Source organism: Ectopseudomonas toyotomiensis (assembly GCF_900115695.1).
In the GTDB taxonomy this organism is placed as follows: Bacteria; Pseudomonadota; Gammaproteobacteria; order Pseudomonadales; family Pseudomonadaceae; genus Aquipseudomonas; species Aquipseudomonas toyotomiensis.
Map to the genome: position 1 here is coordinate 1 of NZ_FOXK01000011.1, position 22,442 is coordinate 22,442.

A 22,442-nucleotide genomic window follows, 5' to 3' on the forward strand; every position below is an offset into this window, starting at 1 on the left:
TGGGTACCGCCGGATACTGCCCCGGCGCCGGTTGCCATTCGCAGGCTGACAGAGGTCACCTGGCGTGACCTGGTGCAGACCATCGACGCGGCCAACCTCAACCTGGTGGATCAGACCACGGCCTTTATCGCCGCCCTGGCCATTAAGCCAACAGCCTTGTCGCTGGGTTTTGCGGTCGAGTCGCGCGTGGGTTCGGCTGCATATGTTCGTGTGGGCCCAGGGGACTTTTGCCCAACCGGGTTGCTGGTCGCAGGCATCTCTTCCACGGCAACCAGCATCCAGCTCGGCGCCCCTAACAGCCTGGACCTGGTTGAGGTGGGCAGCGCAGCGTTGATCGACAATGAGATTGTGCGGGTCGACGCGATCAATCTCGAAACGCTCAGCGTGACTATCGCCCGCGGCTGTGTGGATACCGTACCGGCTGCCCACAGCGCCGGGGCGCGGGTATGGTTCTTTGAAGACTATGTGGGCGAAGACCCCACCGAGTACTCCTCCGGGGTGAGCGTCCAGGTGCGGCTACGCACCGTCACCAGCTCGGGAACGTTGGCTCCCGAGTTGGCCGGTACCGACACGCTTGCGCTTATTGCTCGGCAGGCGCGCCCTTATCCTCCGGGTCAGTTCAAGGTCAACGGACAGAGCGCGCCTAGCGTGATTGAAGGTGGCATTACATTGACCTGGTCCCATAGAGACAGGCTCACGCAAGCTGATCAATTAATTGATACAAGCATCGGAAACATCGGCCCAGAGGCTGGGACCACCTACAGCGCACGCATAGTGCGTGTTGACACCGGGGCGGTACTCGCCAGTCAGACTGCGATCAGCGGCACATCTAGCACTCTCTCTCCCCTATATGAGGGGCAAGTGCGCGTTGAGCTTTGGTCTGTGCGGGGTGGCCTGGAGAGTTTCCAGCGACATAGCCATCAGTTCACTCTGCTGCAGCCGCTGGTGGCTCCCTCCAGCCTCAGCGCCACGTATTTGGAGTCCTAAGATGGGTGTGCGGCTGACTTGGCATAACAACAGCGTTGGTGATAACAACGTCGTTTATCGCAGCTCCACCCCGATCGACCCTGAGGCGCTGCCTGTCCCACTAGCCGTACTGGCTGCCAATCAGGCTAGCTACGACGACCTCAGTGCGGTGGACGGTGAGACTTATTTCTACAGGGTCGCTTTGGTGCGCGGCGCTTCGAGCGCGCTTAGTGATGAGCTTTCTTTTGAGGTTCTTCCGCCAGCCGTGGGACCATTCGGCCCCTTGGTTTCGAGTTTGGCTCCTGCGTGCTGGCTCAGGCTCAATGAGACTACCGGCGCCGTTGCATATGACAGCTCTGGCAACAATCGAAATGCGTCATATGCGGTCAGCGCCGAATCGTTGACATCCGCAGGGCTGCTGGTTGGTGATGATGATAAGGGCATCGTCTTGCCGCCGACGCTGACACCTCTGGTGCTGTCATCTGCCCCAGTTGCGTCTGGTGGTGATTGGACTTTTGGAGTAATCGTCAGGCCAACTTCGGTACCGCCGCAGACCGCTCTTGGGGTCTTGCTTCAGTTGGGCGCCAATGGCACCGGCTGCCCTGAGCTTGATGTTATCGATAGGTCCGGCGGTACCTTCGGCTTTCGTGTTATGGCCTCTGGTACCAGCCAGCTTTTTGCGTCTCCATCGAGTTGGTCATATGGATCGGCTGTGGTCGTCTACCTGCGGCAGAGCGCAGCAGGGCGGCATCTCTTTGTTAACGGCGCGGCGCAAGGGAACACAACCGGGCGGTGGGGCAGTTTTACTGGCACCACCCGGCTTGGCTTCTCACGTTTCGGTGCGGATGCCTATCCGCTCCCTTGCGGGCTAGATGAAGTCCAGTTCTACGGGGCGGCGCTTTCCGACGCTCAGATTGCTGAGCTAACGGATGCGGCGCTGGGCATTTTGTGAAATTCCTTTGCCGCATGTGAAACTATCTCCGCGCCTCATTTATCGCGCATTCGCGCCAGTTTTTTCGCGCGGCGCTACAGCTATGCTCGGGTCATGACTGCTCCCGACTCGCTGCACGATCTGCTGCTGGGCTTGCGTACCCCGGCTGTGCGTGACCTGGCCTGGGCGCTGTTCTCGCCACCCATGCTGGGTGAGACCCCGAAAGTCCAGCGTCATCCGCTACAGGCCAGTTGCTGGACGCGGCAACCGCAGCGGCTGGCTGACTGGCTCGTGCAGCAGGACAACGATGCCGGTGCCCTGCATGCCTGGCTGGCCACGAAACCGGTGCGCCGCCTCGGCCTCTATTACGAACGCCTGTGGCAGTTCGCCCTGCATGCGGCACCGGATGTCGAGGTCGTCGCCGCCAATCTGCCGATCCGCCAGAACGGCCAGACGCTGGGCGAACTGGACCTGCTGCTGCGCGACGAAGAAGGCGAACACCATCTTGAATTGGCAGTGAAGTTCTATCTCGGCACGGACGGCAGCGACACCGCTGACTGGCTCGGCCCGGGCAGTCATGATCGGCTCGACCTGAAACTGAGCCACCTCGCGCAGCACCAGTTACCCCTGTCTTCGCGCCGGGAGGCACGGGGAGCGCTGAACGACCTGCAACTGGGCGAAACTCGATCCGCCTTCTGGCTCGGCGGCTACCTGTTCTATCCCTGGCCCGACGACTCCCCCGCGCCTCGCGGCGCCACGTCCGAACACTGCCGTGGGCGCTGGCTGCACCAGCGCGACTGGAATGACTTCGCCGCGACAAAGCCGGGCGCGCACTGGCAGCCGCTACCGCGCCTGGCCTGGTTGGCGCCGGCTCTGGTGAGTGCCGACGGAGTCTGGTCCGATGAAATGCTCCAGCAATGGCTGAACACGCTGCGCCCGGAGGCTCAGGCGCAACTGTTGGTAAGACTGGAGGAGGATCATGCCGGGAATTGGCGAGAGGTGGAGCGGATCTTTCTGGTCAATGATCAGTGGCCAACGCGCTCGTAGCCGGATGCAATCCGGAATGCATGCGCCTGCAATCCCCGGATTTCATCCGGACTACGCTTGCCCAAGAGCAAGCGCTGTTCAGCGGCTGCGCTCGGTACGCCCACCGGAACGAGCCAGATACCCTGCGCCGCTTTCACAGAGCAGCGCATCACGCTGCACCGCCGGCAGGACGTCCAGGCCACCGCGCAAGGCGTAAACGCTGTAACCCAGTTGCGAGAGTAGAAACACCGCGCTGCTGCTGCGCTTGCCGCTGTCGCAGTAGCACAGGTAGGTGCGTGATCGCTCCAGCAGGCGCGCCTTCAGACGCAACAGCTGCAGCGGCATGTGCAGCGCTTGCGGCGCATGTGCCTTTTCGTACTCTTCCAGCAGGCGTACGTCGAGCCACTGCGCGCCCTGCGTCAGTAACCTGGCGCCCTCGCCCAGCGACACCTCGGCCACCACGGGTGCCTTGAGCAAGGCAAAGAAATCCTGACGATCCAGACGCAACACACTGCCGGCCTCGACCATGGTCACCGTGGCATTTCGCGGCCGGTCGGCAAGCAGGGCCTCCTCGCCGAAACATGCGCCAACCTCCAGCTCCGCCAGCACCTGGTGCTCGCTACCAGCACCTCGGATCACCTCGGCGCGGCCGCTTTCCAGAAAATAGCAGCAATCGCCAGTGGCACCCTCTTCGATAATCTGGCTGCCAGCCGCCAGCTCGATCTTCTGCAAGCGAGCGAGCATGCTCTGCACGTTGGCCGGCGGCACCTTGGCAAACAACGGGTTTTCCAGCAGCCGCTCCAGCCACTCGACATCGACGCCGCTCTGCTGCAGCGCCAGCAACAGGTCCTGATGGGCCAGACGCCAGGTCAGCAGGCGATCGAGCGTGGCACTGTCGATCATCAGCACGCTGACATCGCTCACGGCGCGGGCGTCATGTAACCGCGGCAGGCCGGGCGACAACGGGTGGCAGCTGATCTCGCTACCGGCCTGCACCCTCTGCGCTCTGCCCTCGGCATCCTGCAGCTGCAACTCGCCGGCCAGCAGATAGCAGGTCAGGCGCGCCTGATCCCCCCGACGAAACAGCAGTTGCCCGGCCAACAGAGGCTGCGGCACCAGCTGGCTACGCAACTCGCGCCATTGCTGCTCAGAAAGCACGTTGAGCGGCGTCAGGCTGCGCAGTTGTTCGGGGGTAAGGGGTTCGCTCATGAGGATTTCCAGGCTCCGCTGGTCAGACCTGAGTGTAGTCGGCGCTGGCACCCATCAACACCCGACGCCCTTGCAAGCCGCCAGTATGAATGAATATCAGCCGACTGCCGCGCGCAAGTTGACCGCTCTTGCAGAAATCGCGCAGCGCCATAAGCGCCTTGCCGGTATACACAGGCTCCAGCGGCACACCGCTGGCCTGCTCGGTTTCCAGGATGAACTGGCGCAGTGGCTCGTCGAGACGCGCAAAACCGCCGCGCGCGGCGTCGATCAGTTGGTAGCGCCGCTCCGACGCCCCGGCCTCGTCCAGCAGCCTGGCGACCTGAGTGGCGACGCCATGGTCGCTCGGTACGGCCTGCGCGCCGAACACGATGCGCCGAACATCACCCAGCAGCACACCGGCCAGGGTGGTGCCGGTCCCCGTAGCCAGCCACCAGGCATCGAAATCAGACCAGCCGATATCTGCCAGCTGCGCTTCGGCCATCGCCACCAGACAGCTGCAGCCATTAGCGCCCTGAAGGCCCAGACCGCCCTCGCCGATCACCTGGAAACCCGGATAGCGGGCGAGCCAGGGCGCCCAGAAGTTCGGCTGATGCCGCGCACGGTAGCCGCCGTAACCCAGCCAGTGCAGCGCCATGCCCATGCGCTGCAGGTCATCGACGGTCGGGGTCTGCTGCGCTTCACCACGCAACAGACCGACGCAGGAGAAACCGAAACGCCGGCCCGCCGCGGCCAGCGCATGCAAATGATTGGAGTGCGCTCCTCCCAGGCTGATCACCCCCGGCGCGCCAGCCGCAGCGGCCTGCTCAAGATAGGGCGCGAGCTTGAACCACTTGTTGCCAGACAGCAGCGGGTCGACAAGATCCAGGCGCAGGCAGGCGAGCTCGACGCCGGCAGCCTCGAGCCAGTCCAGTTGCAGAGGTTGTAGCGGCGCCCGCGGGCGCCAGGTGGGAATCCGTATTGGCAAGGTCAGCTGACGGTGCGCAGACGACTGCTCGCCTTGTGCCGCGCGCAGCAGTTCGAATCACCCAGAGTGAAACGGCTGGGCGTATCGACACGATCGATGGGAATGGCGCAGCGCTCCCCACTGGGCAAGGATGCATCGCAGCTGGGCTGCTGATAATGCGCCAACCAGTGCCGATACTGCTCTTCGGAAACGAAGCATTTGCCAGCGGCGTAGGCCATGGGATTGTCCTGATAGCGGGCGACATCCTGCAGGGGAATGGTCAGGTGCCCGGCGCCGGGATGGTACACCACGAACACCACGCCAAGCTTGGCCAGACGATCCAGCACCTGGTCACCGCCCTGACTGGCGAACGCATCGCGCTCACGCTTGAGGCGTTCGATTTCCGCTTGCAACTGGGCATCCAGCTCGTTGCGATAGGCCAGTTCGACGTCGCGTATGGCGATCTGTTCCTTGTACTCCGCCACGGCCGCAGCGACCTTGGCGCGCATTTCACCATCGTACTGCGCACGCAGGATATCGCCCTCGGTACGACCATGACGCTCGAGGGCACGCAGTTGTTGAGTCATTTCCTCACGGCTGCTCTGGAAACTTTCGGCCTGGGCGGCCAGTTGCGCCTTGAGGTTGGCGTTGAGCTCCTCCTGCTGGCGCAGTGCCTGATGCAGCCCATGGATCTGCGCCTGCAGATTCTTGCTCTGCTCCTCGCTGGCCAGTTTGAACTTGGCCAGTTCGTCTTCATGCTGCTGGGTCAGGCTGGTGATGCGCAGGCGCTGCTGCTGAATCAGCTGCGCGGTCTTGGCACGATGCTCATGATCCATCTTCTGCGCCAGTTGCTCGGCCACTTCCTTGGCCGGGTCGGGCGCATACCATTTATCTTCGGAAGCTACCTGCAAACGCTCGGCAACCACCGACTGGGCACTGTCATCCTCGATCAAGAGCCCGAGCTGATTGCGTTTGACTGCATCGCGCAGCAATACCAGATCGTTCTGTGCGGGGGCCAGGCTGGGGTCCCACAGGTGCATCTGATGCCAGGACACCGGGCACTGGCTGCGACAGGCCAGGCGAATCGGCCCGGCGCCAAGATCCGGACCACGCCCGGCACGTTCGGCCAGATGTTGCAGAGGAATGTTCCAGCCCTTGTCGGGGCGACCGTCCTCGTCGAAATCCAGAAAGAAGAATACCGCCGCCCTGACCAGCAGCCGCGGGTTGATCACCACGAATACCGCGCGCATCTGTTCGTCGGCGAACTCGGGCATGTTCACCACACCATCGAGCAAAGCTTCGAACTCAGGGAACATCATCTGTTTGCAGATACCGCGTTCACTGAAGAACATCACGGCTTCCACCATCTGCGGCTTGTTCTGCATGCTCATTGAGGACCCTCTGGACCAACCGGGAATACGCGCGCGCATAGTCGCGTGCCGGAGCAGCGCATACTCCGGCACTGATATCGTCCTTGATATCTGAGGCAAGTCTAGGGGAAAACCCGACCACAGCAATGTGACTGGGTTGGCACTCACTCTGCGAGCCAGGCCGAATAGACCACCGCTTAGCGCAAAAATGTGACAAGACCGGAAAGTACGAAAGCTGCCAGCGGCCCGGTCCGCCTGGATGCTTAACAGCCTGCCAAGCACAACTCGATCGGCGGATTCTTGCTTTTCACCCCTGCCTCACAAGCGGAATTTTGCCTATTTCAGCCAGTGCCATTGGGCTCATCCGCTCTAGACCGGTGGTCCGACATCCTGGCACGTCACCTGCTCTGGCACTTACAAGCTCGCGTGCCTGTCGCGCGGCCGGACTGATAAAAAAGACAAGAGGTCAGCCATGTTCCGCCATCACTTCACTGCCAACCCCTCATCGTTCAATCCGCTTCGCGAGTGCCTATCCCGGCGCCAGAAGACTGCCTGCACAGCACTGCCGCGTCCTTAGCTAAAAACAACAACAACGGAGAATTCCCATGCACTTAGCCAAGCGCCTTGGCCTGCTCGCCGCTGCCGCGATTTTGGCCAGTAGCCCCAACGCTCACGCCAACCCAACCTCGATCAACATCCTTACCGGCGGTACCAGTGGCGTTTATTACCCGCTGGGTATGAGCCTGTCCGAGCTTTACAGCGAGCGCATCGCAGACTCGAACACCAGCGTACGGGCCACCAAGGCCTCGGTAGAGAACCTCAACCTGCTGCAGATCGCCCGTGGCCAGTTGGCCTTCGCCCTGGGCGACTCCGTTGCCGATGCCTGGAAAGGCGATGAAGAAGCTGGCTTCAGAGCCCCGCGTGATCGCCTGCGCGCTATCGCCGGGATCTACCCGAACTACATCCAGATCGTTGCCAGCAAGGCATCGGGGATCACCCGCCTGGAGGATCTGCGCGGCAAACGTATTTCCGTCGGGGCGCCGCGCTCAGGTACCGAGCTCAACGCCAGGGCCATCTTCAAGGCCGCGGGTCTCAGCTACGCGGATATGGGCCACGTCGAATTCAAGCCCTACGCCGAATCGGTCGAACTGATCGAGAAAGGCCAACTGGACGCCACCCTGCAGTCGGCCGGCCTGGGTATGGCGGCGATTCGCGACCTGGCCGAACGCGTGCCAATCACCTTCGTCGCCATCCCAGAGCAGGTGGTGTCACGTATCGGCAGCAGCGCCTATCAGTCAGGCACCATTCCTGCCGGCACCTACAAGGGCCAGGCCAACGACGTGACGACGGCGACCATCACCAACGTCCTGGTCAGCCAGACCAGCGTTTCCGACGCCGTGGCCTATCAGATGACCAAGTTGCTCTTCGAGAACCTCGACCGACTGGCCGAAGCGCATCCAGCCGCCAGGGACATCAGACTGGAACGGGCGACCAGTGGCCTGCCGATTCCGCTGCATCCCGGCGCCGAGCGCTTCTATCGTGAGGTGGGCGTTCTCAAGTAGAGCGCCCCTCAGCCCTTGGCGGCGGCGAGAAAGGGCGCCAGGCGCTGCGCCATTTCCGCGCCGAGCGCCTGCAGCCCGCTCATCGGGCGCACCATCACCTCGAACTCGACGATTCGCCCCGAGTCGTCGAAGCGAATCATGTCGATGCCCTTCAACTCGCGCTCGCCAACCTTGGCGGAAAACTCCAGCACCACACTGAGGCCATCGGCAGTTGCCAGTTCGCGGTGATAGGCAAAATCCTCGAACACCTTGAGCACGGTATTGAGGATCAGATTGACCACCTGCGCGCCAGGATAAGGGGTGTGCGCCATGGGCGAACGGAACACGACCTGAGGATGCAGCAACTCGGGCAAGGCGCTCAGATCCTTGGCGGCGACAAACTGGTGCCAGCGTTCGAGGCTGGTCGCAGCAGCAGGTTGTAGCTGGGCATTGAGAGACATCGGCTTCTCCTTGTTGTTTTAAGGCCAGAAAGCAAACGCCCCGCACTGAGCGGGGCGTCGGTTCGATCAGAGTTCGGCCGCCAGGCGCGAGCCCTGGTTGATCGCCCGCTTGGCGTCGAGCTCGGCAGCGACATCCGCACCGCCGATCAGGTGCACACGCTGGCCGGCGTTTTCCAGACCTTCCTGCAGCTCGCGCAGCGGGTCCTGGCCGGCGCAGACGATCACGGTATCGACTGGCAGCACCTGCTGCTCACCACCGGCAATGCGGATATGCAGGCCGGCATCGTCGATCTGCACGTACTCGACGCTGTTGAGCATCTGCACGCTCTTGTTCTTCAGGCCGGTGCGGTGAATCCAGCCGGTGGTCTTGCCCAGGCCATCGCCGACCTTGGACTTCTTGCGCTGCAGCAGGAACACCTGACGCGCCGCCGGGTGCGGATGCGCCTCGATCCCTGCCACGCCACCACGCGCTTCAAGCGCGGTGTCGATACCCCATTCCTTCCAGAACTCGTCACGGTCGAGGCTGGTGGCCTTGCCCTGGTGCGTGATGAATTCGGACACATCGAAACCGATACCGCCGGCACCGATGACAGCGACCTTCTGCCCGACCGGCTTGCGCTCGAGAATCGCGTCCAGGTAGCTGATCACCTTGGCATGCTCGATACCCGGAATATCCGGCGTACGCGGGGCAATACCGGTCGCCAGGATGATTTCGTCGAAGCCTCCGTTGAGCAGATCGTCCACCGACACACGGGTGTTCAAGCGCACGTCGACGCCGGTGGTTTCCAGCTTGCGCTTGAAGTAGCGCAGGGTCTCGAAGAACTCTTCCTTGCCCGGTACACGCTTGGCCACGTTGAACTGGCCACCGATCTCGCCAGCCGCGTCGAACAGGGTCACGCTGTGGCCGCGCTCGGCGGCGACGGTGGAAGCCGCCAGCCCGGCCGGGCCGGCACCGACCACGGCGATCTTCTTCACCGCGGTGGTGGGGATGTAGTTCAGCTCGGTCTCATGGCAGGCGCGCGGGTTGACCAGGCAACTGGTCAGCTTGCCGCCGAAGGTGTGATCCAGACAGGCCTGGTTACAACCGATGCAGGTGTTGATCTCATCGCTGCGGCCTTCGGCGGCCTTGTTGACGAAGTCCGGGTCGGCAAGGAACGGGCGCGCCATCGACACCATGTCGGCATCGCCCTCGGCCAGCACCTGCTCGGCGACTTCCGGGGTGTTGATGCGGTTGGTGGTGATCAGCGGAATCGACACCTCGCCCTTGAGCTTGGCGGTGACCTTGGTGAAAGCCGCACGCGGCACCTTGGTGGCGATGGTCGGGATACGCGCCTCGTGCCAGCCGATACCGGTATTGATCAGGGTGGCGCCGGCCTGCTCGATGGCCTTGGCCAGCAGCACGATCTCGTCCCAGGTGCTGCCACCCTCGACCAGATCGAGCATCGACAGGCGATAGATGATGATGAAGTTCGGCCCGACCGCCTCACGCACGCGACGCACGATTTCCACCGGCAGGCGCATGCGGTTCTCGTAGCTGCCACCCCAGCGGTCGGTGCGGTGGTTGGTGTGGGCGACCAGGAACTGGTTGATGAAATAACCTTCCGAACCCATCACCTCGACACCGTCGTAGCCCGCCTGCTGGGCCAGCGCGGCGCAATTGACGAAGTCGGCGATCTGCTTCTCGATACCCTCTTCGTCCAGTTCCTTGGGCTTGAAAGGATTGATCGGTGCCTGGATGGCGCTCGGCGCCACGGACTTGGGGCTATAGGCATAACGCCCGGCGTGCAGGATCTGCATGCAGATCTTGCCGCCGGCCTCGTGCACGGCCTGGGTGACGATCTTGTGCTTCTCGGCCTCTTCCATCGTGCTCAGCTTGGCCGCGCCGGAATACACGCCGCCCTCCTCATTCGGGCCGATGCCGCCGGTGACCATCAGCCCGACGCCGCCACGGGCGCGCTCGGCGAAGTAGGCCGCCATGCGCTCGAAGCCGCCCGATTTCTCTTCCAGGCCAGTGTGCATGGAGCCCATCAGCGTGCGGTTGCTCAGCGTGGTGAAGCCGAGGTCGAGCGGGGCCAGCAGGTGCGGGTAACGAGCAGTCATGGAATTCTCCACATCGCGGTGCAGTTCACGGATTGCCGCGGTCCCATGGTCACGCGGTCGGTTATGGAGCCAGACGATAAAGAGGCTGCCAGCCATGCTCAATGATCAAAACTAACAAGATAATGATCAAAACTAGCAATAGAGGTTGGCAGCGCGGCTCGACCGACCTAACCTGCACCGCAACCAAACCGAAAAAATCCAATGCGCCTACTGATCACCCTTCTGCTCGCGCTCGCACTGCTGACCGGTCTTGGCAGCTACGCCCACTGGATCGCGCAGCGCCCCAGCAGCCATTACCTGTCCGACCTGCGCAGCCAGGTCGCGCTCGATATCGGCGAGCCCAGCACACGCGGCAACCTGCTGGGCATCCAGCCTGAACTGTTCGCCGCCGACTACCAGAGCCTCGCGCGACTGCGCCTGAAGCTGGCCGCCTACCTCGATCACGCCCGTGACCAGGGCATGCTCAATGAGCGCACCGTCGTCGTGCTGCCCGAACATATCGGTACCTGGCTGCTCGCCGTCGGCGAGAAGGAAGAGCTCTACCGCGCCACCGAGCGCCGTCAGGCCATGCACTGGCTGGCGGCGAGCAATCCACTGGATTTTCTCGGCGCACTGCTCAGTGCTGGAAGCGACGCGCGCCTGGATGACGCCATGTTGCGCACCAAGGCCAAGGCCATGGCGCGCGACTATCAGCAGCTGTTTGGCGATCTGGCCCGCGACTACCAGATCACCCTGGTAGCAGGCTCGATCGTTCTGCCCGAGCCCCGCGTGGAACGGGGTCGCCTCGAAGTCGGTCGCGGGCCGCTGTACAACGTCAGCCTGGTGTTCGATCAGGCCGGTAACCCGCAGGGCCAGCCGCAACGCCACGCCTTTAGTGCCGGCGCACTCGCCACCAGAGCGCCGGAAGCCCTTCAGGTGCTGGAGACCCCGGCAGGCCGGCTTGGCGTACTGCTAGGCGGCACTATCGAACAGTTCCAGGCGAAGGCAATCGATGGCGAGGCAGTAGAGCTGCTGGCCATGCCCAGCGATCTGGATGGCCTGACGGACGATGCCGACTTCACCGAACAGCTGCAGGCCCACGGCATTCGTGCGGGAGTGAAAGTCCACCTGCGCGGCCGATTGTGGGAGCGTAGCGGTCAGTCCCAGGCGCTCGCCTTCGATGCCGGACGCAGCGAACGAGGCGCTAGCGAGCGCGGTGCGCAACTGATCAATCTATGGCTATAAAAGCATCACGCGTTCGCCTCGGCGATCTCTCCGTCGGCTTTACCCAGGCACTGGCCGACGCACTGCGCGAACAGGGTCAGCGCCCCGAACCCCTGCTCGAACAATTTGGCCTGGATGCCGCACGGCTCAGCGAGCCGCGCGCACGCCTGTCGATCCCGCGCTTCATGCGCCTGGGCCATAGCGCCATCGCCCTATGCGGCAACCCCGCCCTAGGCCTCGACATGGGCCGTCACAGCCGCCTCAGCCAGGTTGGCCTGGCCGGCATCTGCGCCGCGCAGGCGCCTGATCTGCGCGAAGCGGCACGCACCCTGACCCGCTTCGAGCCGTTGTACGCCGCCAACTATCGCGGCCGTTCGGGCTTCAGCGAGGATGCGCGCGGCGCCTGGCTGCATTTTTATTCCATCAGTCCCTACAACGCCTACAACCGTTTCGTGGTGGACTCGGTGCTGGCCGGCTGGCAGACCAACCTGAGCCAGGTGGTCGACCGCCCCATTACCCCGGAAAAAGTCGAGATCGAATTTCCCGCACCGGACTACGGCGAACGCTACGAAGCGCTGTTCGGCTGCCCCGTCGAGTTCAGCGCTGGCGCCAATCGCCTGCGCCTGAGCAGCGAAACCCTGGCCCTGCGCAACCCACAACATTGCCCAGGCACCTGGCGGCACCTGCTGGAGCTGTGCGAACGCGAACTGGAACAGCTGACCCGCACACGCAGCCTGCGCGAACGGGTCATCCAACTGCTCGGCCCGCTGTTGCACGGCCACGAGCCGGACCTGCAGGAAGTGGCGCGCAGCCTGCACCTGCCGAGCTGGACGCTGCGGCGCAAGCTGGCCGAGGAAGGCACGCAGTTTCGCACCATCCTCAACGACACCCGCCGTGACCTGGCCACGGCCTATATTCGCGATACCGAACTGGCCTTCGGCGAGATCGCCTATCTGCTCGGCTTCGCCTCGGCCGAAGCCTTCCAGCGCGCCTTCAAGCGCTGGCTCGGGCAAACACCCGGCGACTACCGCCGCGCGCAACGCAGAGCGGGCTGATCGCACGGCAACCTTGATCGTCAAGCTCTCGCAACTTAGAATCCTTTTCATCCGCGTTTGCGGTCGCTTCTTACTCCTTTCATTCCGTGCCGGCCCGCCGCGCGCGCCAACGACCCCGCGAACATGTCCAAGAAATCCCGTTCCAGACTCTGGTTTCTCGTCCACAGCTGGCTGGCCCTACCGGTCTGGTTCTTCCTGCTGATCATCTGTGTCACCGGCACCCTGGCCACGGTCAGTCAGGAGATCGTCTGGCTGGCCAACCCGGACGTACGCGCCAGCAAACCGTCCGATGATGCGCAGCGCCTGAGCTTCGGCCAGATACTGGAAGCGATCAATCGCGCCGAGCCCGAGCTGATCGTGCAGTCCATCGGCCGCCCGGACGAAGATCACTTCGCCCTCACCGCGCGCGTCAGCTATCCCGACGGCAGCTCGCCGTTGCTGTACGTCAACCCCTATAGCGGGGCGATCCAGGGGGTCAGCCCGGAGTTCGACTTCCGCCAGTTCACCCGTGCCCTGCATGGCTGGTGGCTGGTGCCGTTCACCAACGGCTACAGCTGGGGCTGGTACCTGGTATCGCTGATGGGGCTGCCGATGCTGCTGTCGCTGATCACCGGCCTGGTGGTCTACAAGAAGTTCTGGAAAGGCTTCTTCAGCCCACGCCTGCGCATAGGCCAGGGCGCACGCATCTTCTGGGGCGACTTCCACCGCCTCTCCGGCATCTGGTCGATCTGGTTCATCGCGGTCATTTCCATCACCGGCATCTGGTTCCTGATCCAGGCGATTCTCGGCGATACCCACGTGTCGATTTCCACCGAAGGCGTGCCGCCAGTGGTGGCGCGCGAGGAAGTACCGCTGGCGCCGAGCGCTGCCGAAGTGCCGCGCATCAGCCTGGACGCCGCCGTACTCAAGGCCACCGACGTCATCCCGGGCCTGGAGCCAAGTTTCGTCAGCCTGCCGGGCTATGCCTACGGTCATTATTCGGTCTGGGGCCGCGGCTGGTATCCGCTGATGTTCCAGTCCGCCTCGATCAACCCCTACAACGGCGACATCGACGCTACCCGGCTGCTCAGCGACCGCTCGGGCCTGGAGTTCGTCACCGAGTCCATGCGGCCGTTGCACACCGGCGACTTCGGTGGCCTGTGGGTCAAGCTGCTGTGGTTCGTCTTCGGCCTGCTGCTGAGCATGATGGTGCTCAGCGGCCTGCTGATCTGGACCAAGCGCACCGCCCAGGCCACGGTCGCAGCGGTCAAGCGGCCGGCACGCGCCGCCAAGCCGGCCCCGATCGTCGCCACCCGTGAAATCTCGGAGAGTAGCCCATGAGCAAGGCCGCAATCGCCCCCGCCCCGTCCGCTCTGGGCCGTTTCTGGTACAGGTGGCGCTTCCACCTGAACGTGCTGCTGGTGCTGATCCCCCTGGGCTTCATGCCCAAGTATTTCCAGGATGTCGCGCTATTCCGCGGCGACAGCGGCCTCGGCGAGCGCGAGTTCGGCGAGGTCCAGGTCGGCCCCTGGAGTCTGCGCCTGGCCGAGTTTCGCAACCAGCCGCCGCAACTGGAAGGCCCGGCCGGCTATATGAAGAGTTTCAACGCCGCGCTGTGCCAGGCGTGCATCAGCCAGGTCAAGGTGGTCTACCTGCGCATCGGCAAGCCGCGCAACTTGCGCGCCGCCGGCGGGTTGTTCTTCGGCAGCCCCTACCGCATGGGCACGAGCATTCCCGTACCGCCACGCACCAAGCCCGATGCCGAGTTGTGGATCACCGCCGAGGGCTGGGACGGCACGGTGCATCAGGCATCCATTCCCCTGGCCGAGGCGTCGCCCGCCACCATCGCCTGGCTGAAACAACAAGGAGGCAAACCATGACCCAAAGCGCCCGCATCGGTCTGCTGATGCTCTGCACCGGCCTGTCCCCTCTGGCTCTCGCGCACAACCCGATCTGCGAATGCGAGGAGCACGGCAGCGGCGAAATCGTCTGCACCGGCGGTTTCTCCGACGGCAGCGGCGCCCCCGGCGTGACCCTCGACGTGATCAGCTACGACGAAGAAGTGCTGGTGCCCGGCAAGCTCGGCGAAGACTCCAGGCTCAGCTTCAAGCGCCCGGACGGCGAGTTCTACGTGCTGTTCGACGCCGGCCCCGGCCACGTCGTGGAAATCGACCACACGGAAATCGCCAGCCAATGACCACCCAAGTGGTACGCCCGGCAGGCGCCGGGCATGAAAGCCTGTGGGTGGCCGTCCTCAGCCTGGCGATCATCCTGCTGGCCGCGACAGTCATCAGCCTGCGTAGCGAGAGCCACGAGGAAGAAAGCGTCGCGGCCCATCAGATCGACGCCCGCCGTGATCTCAACGCCGCCGAGCAAGGCATCCATACCGAGCTGGTGGTGGCCTTCGACGAGATTCTCATGCTGCAGGATGAACTGCAGGCCCTGCCCAAGCCGCAGCAACTGGCCGAAGAAGGCATTCCACCCTTCACCAACGACGCCAGCACCGTCACCCGTGGCCACCATGTCTGGCAACTGCTGCAGGTCGGTGATGACCATGCCTACCAGGGCCTGAGCGGTGACAGTGCCGTCGCCGGCTCCTTCCTGCTGCTGCCAAGCGCAGCGGGGGCCGACATCTGGCTCAACCGCGCCAGCGATGCCAGCGCCCCGCACAACCTGCATGCCGATGCCCTGATCGCCGCCGGCTGGCGCCAGGTCGCCAGCCAATACGACGCCGGCGTCACCCGCCAGCATCGCCACTGAATATCGGAACCCTCTTCATGCCCTCTCGCTTCGTCTCCCGCCGCCTGCTGGCCAGCCTTCTGCTGAGCCTGGGCGCCGCCCTCGCCCCTGTGCTCGCCAGCGCCGACAACCACCGCCTGCGCATCGGCATCACCCTGCACCCTTACTACAGCTACGTCAGCAATATCGTCGGCGACCGCGCCGACGTGGTGCCGCTGATCCCGGCCGGCTTCAACCCGCACGCCTACGAGCCGCGTGCCGAGGACATCAAGCGCATCGGCGGCCTCGACGTGGTGGTGCTCAACGGCGTCGGCCACGACGATTTCGCCGATCGCATGATCGCCGTCAGTGAGAACCCGCAGGTGCCGGTGATCGAAGCCAACGCCCGCGTTCCTCTGCTCGCCGCCACCGGTCAGGCCGCACGCGGCGCCGGCAAAGTGGTCAACCCGCACACCTTCCTCTCCATCACCGCCTCCATCGCGCAGATCAACAACATCGCCCGCGAGCTGGGCAAGCTCGACCCGGACAACGCCAAGTTCTACAGCCAGAACGCCCGCGCCTACGGCAAACGCCTGCGCGGCCTGCGCGCCGAAGCGCTGGGCAAGCTGACCGACGCCAAGGGCAGCGAGCTGCGCGTGGCCACCATCCACGCCGCCTACGACTACCTGCTGCGCGAGTTCGGCCTGGAGGTCACCGCAGTGGTCGAGCCGGCCCACGGCATCGAACCGAGCCCCAGTCAGTTGAAGAAGACCATCGACCAGCTCAAGGAACTGGACGTGCAGGTGATCTTCTCGGAGATGGACTTCCCCTCCAGCTACGTCGACACCATCGAGCGTGAATCCGGCGTAAAGATCTACCCGCTGACCCATATTTCCTATGGCGAGTACACCGCCAGGAAATACGAAGAGGAAATGGCCCGCAACCTCGACACCGTGGTACGCGCCATTCAGGACGAAGGCGTATGACCGCACTCGAAACCGCACCGCCGCGCCTGCTGGGCCCCGGCATCGAATTCGCTGGTGTCGACCTCAACCTCGGCCGCACGCGGATTCTCGACAAGGTCAGCTTTCAGGTGCGCGCCGGCAGCGTGCACGCCCTGGTCGGCCCCAACGGCGGCGGCAAGAGCTCGCTGATCAAGACCCTGCTCGGGCAGATGCCGCACCAGGGCGAGCTACGCCTGCACTGGCCGGCCGCCCCCGGCACCATCGGCTACGTACCGCAGGCGCTGGAATTCGACCGCGGCCTGCCGATGACAGTGGACGATTTCATGGCTGCCATGTGCCAGCGCCGTCCGGCCTTCCTCGGCCTGTCGCGACGCCACGCGCCGGCCATCGAACAGGCGCTGGCGCGGGTCGGCATGCTGGATAAGCGCAAGCGGCGCATGGGCGCATTGTCCGGCGGTGAGCGCCAGCGCGTGCTACTGGCCCAGGGCCTGGTGCCCGAGGCGCAACTGCTGGTGCTCGACGAACCGATGTCGGCACTGGACGAACCCGGCGTGCAGGTGTTCGAGCAACTGCTGCGCGACTGGCGCCAGGCCGGCACCACGGTGCTGTGGATCGAACACGACCTGCAGGCCGTCGGCCGCCTCGCCGACCGTGTCACCGGGCTCAACCGACGCGTGCTGTTCGACGATGCGCCGCAACAGGTGCTGACCCCCGAGCGCCTGCTCGAACTGTTCTCCAGCCATCCGCGCCCGCAAGAGGCCTCGTCATGAGTTTCGAAGACATCCGCCTGGCGATCCAGGCCTGGGCCAGCGCCGGCTATTTGCCCGAGGCCCTGGCCTACGGTTTCGTGGTCAACGCCCTGCTCGCCGGCCTGCTGATCGGCCCCGTGCTCGGCGGTCTCGGCACGCTGGTGGTGGTCAAGCGCTTCGCCTTCTTCTCCGAGGCGGTCGGCCACGCCGCGCTGACCGGCGTGGCGATCGGCATCCTGCTCGGCGAACCCTACACCGGCCCCTACGGCAGCCTGTTCGGCTACTGCCTGCTGTTCGGCATCCTGCTCAACTACCTGCGCAACCGCACCGGCCTGGCGCCGGACACCCTGATCGGCGTGTTCCTCTCGGTGTCGCTGGCGGTCGGCGCCAGCCTGCTGCTGGTGCTCGCCGGCAAGATCAACATCCATATCCTGGAGAACGTGCTGTTCGGCTCGGTGCTGACGGTCAACGCCCAGGACCTCGCGGTGCTGGCGCTGGTCTCGCTGCTGGTGCTGGGCCTGGCGCTGCCGCTGTACAACCGCATCATGCTGGCCAGCTTCAACCCGCAACTGGCCAGCGTGCGCGGCGTCGCGGTGAAGCCGCTGGACTACCTGTTCGTGATGCTGGTGTCGCTGGTCACCGTGGCCGCGGTCAAGGTCATCGGCGCCATCCTGGTCGGCGCCCTGCTGGTGATCCCGGCAGCCGCCGCACGGCTGCTCAGCCAATCGCTGAAGAGCTTCTTCTGGCTGTCGGTCCTGATCGCCACGTGCAGCACCCTGGCCGGCATCTTCCTGCCGATCGCCCTGGAGCTGCCGGTCCCCTCCGGCGCCGCGATCATCATGATCGCCGGCCTCGCCTTCGCCCTCGCCGCCATCGCCCGCGGCACACTGCCTAGCCTGAAAGGGAACCTGGGATGAACCTGCAACGCCTCAGCCTCGCCCTCGCCGCCTGCGCCCTGCTCGCCGGACCGCTGCACGCCGAAACACAGCCCGTGCGCATTCTCGCCAGCCTGCCGATCACCTACAGTCTCGGCGCCAGCCTGCTCGACGGCAGCGTCGTGCAGCTGCAACGCGCCGCGCCGGCCAACCTGCCGGCCAGCCGCCAGCTCTCGTATTTCGCCGGCCGCGGCGCGGGTGCACTGGAGAAGGCCGCGCGAGACGCCGACGCGGTGATCGCCCTGCGTTCGCTGTGGCCGGACGACCCGCTCTACCCGCTGGCGCGGCGCAGCAATATCCGCATCGTCGAAGTCGACGGCGCGCGCCCTGTGGACGGCGCCCTGCCCGGCATCGCCCTGCGCAGCGACGGCGGTGACGCCCTGGCCAGTCAACCCTGGCTCAACATCAACAACCTGGGGCGCATGGCCGATGTGATCGCCGCCGACCTGAGCCGCCTGGCACCAGAGGCCAAACCACAGATCGAGGCCAACCTGGCGACGCTCAAGCAGCGCCTGCTCAAGCTCAGCGCCGCCAGCGAAAACCGCCTGGCCGAACTGGACAACCTCAGCGTGGCCAGCCTGTCGGATCACTTCGACTACCTGATCGACGGCCTCAACCTCGACCTTGTCGAGCTGAGTGTGGCGAAGGACGCCGAATGGACCGCCGAAACCCTGGCGCAACTGAGCGCCGATCTGCGGGACAACGACGTCGCTGCCGTGCTTGTCCAGCGCCAGCCGCCAGCCGATCTGGCCAAGGCGATCAGCGATGGCGGCAGCCGCCTGGTGCTGATCGAAGACAGCCAGGACACCCCCATCGCCGGGCTGGAAACGGCCATCGGCCAGGTGCTGGACGCCCTGTCGCCCTGAGCGAAGCTCAGCGCCTCTGCCCGGGGCCTGGGTAGCCCGGATGAAATCGGGGAATGCCGACAATGCCGCACCCCGGATTGCATCCGGGCTACGAGAGCGCGCGGCAGCCGCTTGAGCAGCGCCTCATCCGGATCGGACCAGCACCCGAACCTGTTTTCGGCGAGCGCAGCGCGCTTTGTACCGGCCCTTACAGCTCGGTAGCGTCCTCGTCGCCATCCACTGCGCCCTGCTCAAGGGCGCTCAGTTCCAGCAGTTCTTCCTGATAATCATCCATTACTCGACTCTCCCGCATGAACCGTTCAACGACGAAACAAGCTGCATGTTCATCAGGCTAGAACGGCGGGATGAAGGCAATATGACGAAAAGTCGCGGGCAGGTGAAATGGCCATCGACACTCACGAATCACGAAGAACAAGCGCTGCCTGCGCAGGAGAGGCTTTAGCCGCGATGACAAGCATGCAAAGCTCGCCGCCTGAGCACTTGCCACAGCGAAGCGGATGCACAAACGACGGCCAATAAAAAACCCGCTGATCTCGCGATCAGCGGGTTTCGTATATGGCGCAGCGGACGGGACTCGAACCCGCGACCCCCGGCGTGACAGGCCGGTATTCTAACCGACTGAACTACCGCTGCGTGTCGGTTGGACTTTCGTCCAGAAAACGTTTGAAGCGTTATTACATCTGATGGCGCCTTTGCAGACTTTGCCATCTCAAACCGATGAAACATCGATCTGGAAAATATGGCGCAGCGGACGGGACTCGAACCCGCGACCCCCGGCGTGACAGGCCGGTATTCTAACCGACTGAACTACCGCTGCGCGTCGGTGGACTTTCGTCCTTCTCTCTAAGGCTATGGTGGGTGATGACGGGATCGAACCGCCGACCCTCTGCTTGTAAGGCAGATGCTCTCCCGGCTGAGCTAATCACCCATGTGCCTTAGCGAGGCGCGCACTTTATGCAGGCGGCGATGCTAAGTCAACACCCTGCTTGAATTTTTTCTGAAAAAGTCGGGTTCACCGCCCACCTCATTCCATCTCTGTGCACAACTCGGCCGCACGCAACAGAGCGGCAGTGAGGCTGTGGCGCTCCCAATCGGCCAGCGCGGCGAAACGCTGGTTGAATTCCGGCGGCATCAACGACGGTGCCTGCTGAATCAGCTCGCGCCCGGCAACGCTGATCAGCAACCACTGGCGACGGCGATCCTGGTCATCGCGCTGACGCTGTAACAGGCCGTGCTCTTCGAGACGATCAAGCAGACCGGAAAGCGTCGCCGCCGTGAGGCTGACGCGGCTGCTGAGCACGCTGGCAGTCATGCGCGTCTCGCTGGCCAGCACCTGAAGCACCATCAGCTGCATGGGCGTCAGCCCACCAAAACGTGCCAGACGCTTGGCATGCACCTCCCCCGCCTGCTGCAGACGTCGCAGGGCCTGGAACAGGGGCATTTCAAAGGCCATGACAGATGACAAATCTATTTCATCAGGAACTTTTTTATCAGTCATAAGCACCAATTCATAACAACCAAAACTTTGACATGAAAGCATTATTTTGTTTTGGTGTAAAAGGCTCGACCACGAGCCACTCCCCAACGGCAACACCGGTAAGGAACTATGTGCGGAATAGCTGGAGAACTTCGTTTTGATCGACGCCCCGCGGACCTGGCGGCAGTCGAACGCATCACCCACCACCTGGCCCCTCGCGGCCCCGACGCCCACGGTTTTCATAGCCAGGGCCCCATCGCTCTCGGCCATCGCCGGCTGAAGATCATGGACCTGGCCGAAGCCTCGGGCCAGCCGATGATCGACAGCGATCTCGGTCTGTCCATGGTGTTCAACGGCGCCATCTACAACTACCCCGAGCTACGTGCCGAGTTGGAGGCGCTGGGTTATCGCTTCTTCTCCGGCGGTGACACCGAAGTACTGCTCAAGGGCTATCACGCCTGGGGCGAGAAACTGCTACCCAAGCTCAACGGCATGTTTGCCTTCGCCGTCTGGGAGCGTGACAAGCAAAGCCTGTTCATCGCCCGCGACCGTCTCGGCGTCAAACCCCTGTACCTGTCGCGTACCGGCGAGCGCCTACGCTTCGCCTCGTCGCTGCCGGCCCTGCTGCAAGGCGGCGATATCGCCAAGACGCTGGATGCCGTCGCTCTCAACCACTATCTGAATTTTCACGCGGTGGTACCGGCGCCGCGCACCATCCTGGCGGGCGTGGAGAAACTGCCGCCGGCCACCTGGATGCGCATCGACGCCGACGGCAAGATCGAGCAGAAAACCTGGTGGACGCTGCAATTCGGCCCGCAAGATGATGAAGCCGGCTACGGCCTGGAAGAGTGGCGCGAGCAGGTGCTCGATACCATGCGCGAAGCCGTGGCGATTCGTCAGCGCGCTGCCGTGGATGTCGGCGTGTTGCTCTCCGGCGGCGTCGACTCGAGCATGCTGGTCGGCCTGCTGCGCGAAGCCGGCGTGGAAAACCTGCTGACCTTCTCCATCGGTTTTCAGGATGCCGGCGGCGAGCGCGGCGACGAGTTCCAGTATTCGGACCTGATAGCCCAACGCTTCGCCACCCGCCACCACCAGCTGCGCATCGGCGAGCACGAGATTCTCGATCAGTTGCCGCAGGCCTTCCGCGCCATGAGCGAGCCGATGGTCAGCCACGACTGCATCGCCTTCTACCTGCTCTCGCGTGAAGTCGCCAAGCACTGCAAGGTGGTGCAAAGCGGCCAGGGCGCTGACGAACTGTTCGCCGGCTATCACTGGTACCCGCAGGTCGATGGCGCCAAGGATGCCTTCGCCGCCTACCGCGCCGCCTTCTTCGACCGCGAGCATGACGAATACGCGGCCTGCGTACAGCCCGCCTGGCTGACCGGCGACATGGCCGGCGAGTTCGTTCGCGAGCACTTCGCCATGCCCGGTGCCGACGCTGCGGTAGACAAGGCGCTGCGCCTGGACAGCACGGTGATGCTGGTCGATGACCCGGTCAAACGCGTGGACAACATGACCATGGCCTGGGGCCTCGAAGCGCGCACGCCGTTCCTCGACTATCGCGTGGCCGAACTGTCGGCGCGTATCCCCGCGCAGTTCAAGCTGCCTGACGGCGGTAAACATGTGCTCAAGGAAGCGGCGCGCAAGGTCATCCCCAGCGAGGTGATCGACCGGCCCAAGGGCTACTTCCCGGTGCCGGGTCTCAAGCATCTCGAAGGCGCCACCCTGGGTTGGGTGCGCGACCTGCTGCTCGACCCCAGCCAGGATCGCGGCCTGTTCAACCCGACCATGCTCGATCAGTTGCTGACCAACCCGCAGAGCCAGCTGACGCCGCTACGCGGGTCCAAGCTGTGGCAACTGGCGGCGCTCAACCTGTGGCTGAGCGAACAGGGCCTGTAACTCACGTGGAGCGGCCCTCGGGCCGCTCCTGCAGGATCAATGGTCGTAG

Annotated in this window: 20 protein-coding genes, 3 tRNA genes and 1 pseudogene; 15 read left to right on the forward strand and 9 right to left on the reverse strand. The window is 64.0% G+C overall.

Annotated elements, in window-relative coordinates:
• The 3 genes and pseudogenes from BM186_RS26680 to BM186_RS20675 form a co-directional block, all read left to right on the forward strand.
• Positions 1–987: pseudogene (locus tag BM186_RS26680) on the forward strand (hypothetical protein); the annotation flags it as partial.
• A gap of 1 nt (position 988) precedes the next feature.
• Positions 989–1,918 (forward strand): LamG-like jellyroll fold domain-containing protein, encoded by a 930-nt coding sequence (locus tag BM186_RS20670; protein ID WP_074913943.1) that lies wholly within the window; start codon positions 989–991, stop codon positions 1,916–1,918.
• Positions 1,919–2,011: 93 nt separating this feature from the next.
• A complete protein-coding gene (locus BM186_RS20675; RefSeq protein ID WP_072425375.1) occupies positions 2,012–2,944 on the forward strand; it encodes a DUF1853 family protein in 933 nt (310 codons plus the stop codon).
• Positions 2,945–3,022: 78 nt separating this feature from the next.
• Here the strand turns inward: BM186_RS20675 and BM186_RS20680 are convergent, their stop codons facing one another.
• From BM186_RS20680 to BM186_RS20690, 3 genes are read right to left on the reverse strand one after another with little or no spacing between them, the layout of a single operon-like run.
• Positions 3,023–4,132 (reverse strand): cyclic nucleotide-binding domain-containing protein, encoded by a 1,110-nt coding sequence (locus tag BM186_RS20680; RefSeq protein WP_072425376.1) that lies wholly within the window; start codon positions 4,130–4,132, stop codon positions 3,023–3,025.
• Between the two features lie 22 nt (positions 4,133–4,154).
• Positions 4,155–5,096: a 1-aminocyclopropane-1-carboxylate deaminase/D-cysteine desulfhydrase gene (locus BM186_RS20685; protein WP_074918033.1), complete on the reverse strand. Its 942-nt coding sequence runs from the start codon at positions 5,094–5,096 to the stop codon at positions 4,155–4,157.
• Positions 5,097–5,098: 2 nt separating this feature from the next.
• Entirely contained in the window at positions 5,099–6,466 is a 1,368-nt protein-coding gene (locus tag BM186_RS20690) for a chromosome partitioning protein ParA (RefSeq protein WP_072425378.1), read from the reverse strand.
• A gap of 584 nt (positions 6,467–7,050) precedes the next feature.
• Here BM186_RS20690 and BM186_RS20695 point away from each other — a divergent pair.
• Positions 7,051–8,007 (forward strand): TAXI family TRAP transporter solute-binding subunit, encoded by a 957-nt coding sequence (locus tag BM186_RS20695; RefSeq protein ID WP_074918034.1) that lies wholly within the window; start codon positions 7,051–7,053, stop codon positions 8,005–8,007.
• Between the two features lie 8 nt (positions 8,008–8,015).
• On the opposite strand, the gene BM186_RS20700 is transcribed toward BM186_RS20695, so the two are convergent.
• The gene (locus BM186_RS20700; RefSeq protein ID WP_074918036.1) at positions 8,016–8,447 is read right to left on the reverse strand and encodes a nuclear transport factor 2 family protein; all 432 of its coding nucleotides are present in this window, start codon (positions 8,445–8,447) and stop codon (positions 8,016–8,018) included.
• 66 nt (positions 8,448–8,513) lie between these two features.
• Entirely contained in the window at positions 8,514–10,547 is a 2,034-nt protein-coding gene (locus tag BM186_RS20705) for an NADPH-dependent 2,4-dienoyl-CoA reductase (protein WP_074918037.1), read from the reverse strand.
• A gap of 201 nt (positions 10,548–10,748) precedes the next feature.
• Here BM186_RS20705 and BM186_RS20710 point away from each other — a divergent pair, with 201 nt between their 5' ends.
• The 10 genes from BM186_RS20710 (at position 10,749) to BM186_RS20755 (ending at position 19,017) form a co-directional block, all read left to right on the forward strand.
• Positions 10,749–11,771, forward strand: coding sequence for a carbon-nitrogen hydrolase family protein (locus BM186_RS20710; RefSeq protein ID WP_074918039.1), 1,023 nt, complete (start codon positions 10,749–10,751; stop codon positions 11,769–11,771).
• Complete coding sequence (locus BM186_RS20715) at positions 11,762–12,805, forward strand: AraC family transcriptional regulator (protein ID WP_074918042.1); 1,044 nt, start codon at positions 11,762–11,764, stop codon at positions 12,803–12,805. The genes BM186_RS20710 and BM186_RS20715 overlap by 10 nt, the downstream gene beginning before the upstream one ends.
• A gap of 123 nt (positions 12,806–12,928) precedes the next feature.
• The gene (locus tag BM186_RS20720) at positions 12,929–14,125 is read left to right on the forward strand and encodes a PepSY-associated TM helix domain-containing protein (protein WP_074918044.1); all 1,197 of its coding nucleotides are present in this window, start codon (positions 12,929–12,931) and stop codon (positions 14,123–14,125) included.
• The gene (locus tag BM186_RS20725; RefSeq protein ID WP_045735202.1) at positions 14,122–14,664 is read left to right on the forward strand and encodes a hypothetical protein; all 543 of its coding nucleotides are present in this window, start codon (positions 14,122–14,124) and stop codon (positions 14,662–14,664) included. Before BM186_RS20720 ends, BM186_RS20725 begins: the two co-directional genes overlap by 4 nt.
• Positions 14,661–14,981, forward strand: a complete 321-nt coding sequence (locus BM186_RS20730; RefSeq protein ID WP_059391388.1) for a hypothetical protein — start codon at positions 14,661–14,663, stop codon at positions 14,979–14,981. The genes BM186_RS20725 and BM186_RS20730 overlap by 4 nt, the downstream gene beginning before the upstream one ends.
• Positions 14,978–15,544, forward strand: coding sequence for a DUF6162 family protein (locus tag BM186_RS20735; RefSeq protein ID WP_074918046.1), 567 nt, complete (start codon positions 14,978–14,980; stop codon positions 15,542–15,544). Before BM186_RS20730 ends, BM186_RS20735 begins: the two co-directional genes overlap by 4 nt.
• Positions 15,545–15,561: 17 nt before the next feature.
• Entirely contained in the window at positions 15,562–16,488 is a 927-nt protein-coding gene (locus BM186_RS20740) for a metal ABC transporter substrate-binding protein (RefSeq protein ID WP_074918048.1), read from the forward strand.
• A complete protein-coding gene (locus tag BM186_RS20745) occupies positions 16,485–17,237 on the forward strand; it encodes a metal ABC transporter ATP-binding protein (protein WP_045735198.1) in 753 nt (250 codons plus the stop codon). Before BM186_RS20740 ends, BM186_RS20745 begins: the two co-directional genes overlap by 4 nt.
• Positions 17,234–18,133 (forward strand): metal ABC transporter permease, encoded by a 900-nt coding sequence (locus tag BM186_RS20750; protein ID WP_074918050.1) that lies wholly within the window; start codon positions 17,234–17,236, stop codon positions 18,131–18,133. The genes BM186_RS20745 and BM186_RS20750 overlap by 4 nt, the downstream gene beginning before the upstream one ends.
• Positions 18,130–19,017 carry a metal ABC transporter substrate-binding protein gene (locus BM186_RS20755; protein ID WP_074918052.1) on the forward strand — a complete coding sequence of 296 codons (888 nt, stop codon included), beginning with the start codon at positions 18,130–18,132 and terminating at the stop codon, positions 19,015–19,017. The genes BM186_RS20750 and BM186_RS20755 overlap by 4 nt, the downstream gene beginning before the upstream one ends.
• A gap of 556 nt (positions 19,018–19,573) precedes the next feature.
• Here the strand turns inward: BM186_RS20755 and BM186_RS20760 are convergent.
• The 4 genes from BM186_RS20760 to BM186_RS20775 form a co-directional block, all read right to left on the reverse strand.
• A tRNA-Asp gene (locus BM186_RS20760) sits at positions 19,574–19,650 on the reverse strand.
• Positions 19,651–19,757: 107 nt separating this feature from the next.
• Positions 19,758–19,834 (reverse strand) — tRNA-Asp (locus tag BM186_RS20765).
• A 35-nt stretch (positions 19,835–19,869) separates the two neighbouring features.
• Positions 19,870–19,945: transfer RNA gene (locus tag BM186_RS20770), tRNA-Val, on the reverse strand.
• A gap of 96 nt (positions 19,946–20,041) precedes the next feature.
• Positions 20,042–20,515: a MarR family winged helix-turn-helix transcriptional regulator gene (locus BM186_RS20775; RefSeq protein ID WP_072425389.1), complete on the reverse strand. Its 474-nt coding sequence runs from the start codon at positions 20,513–20,515 to the stop codon at positions 20,042–20,044.
• A 108-nt stretch (positions 20,516–20,623) separates the two neighbouring features.
• Between BM186_RS20775 and BM186_RS20780 the strand changes: the two genes are divergently transcribed.
• Positions 20,624–22,393: an N-acetylglutaminylglutamine amidotransferase gene (locus BM186_RS20780; RefSeq protein ID WP_074918054.1), complete on the forward strand. Its 1,770-nt coding sequence runs from the start codon at positions 20,624–20,626 to the stop codon at positions 22,391–22,393.
• Positions 22,394–22,442: the final 49 nt, after the last annotated feature.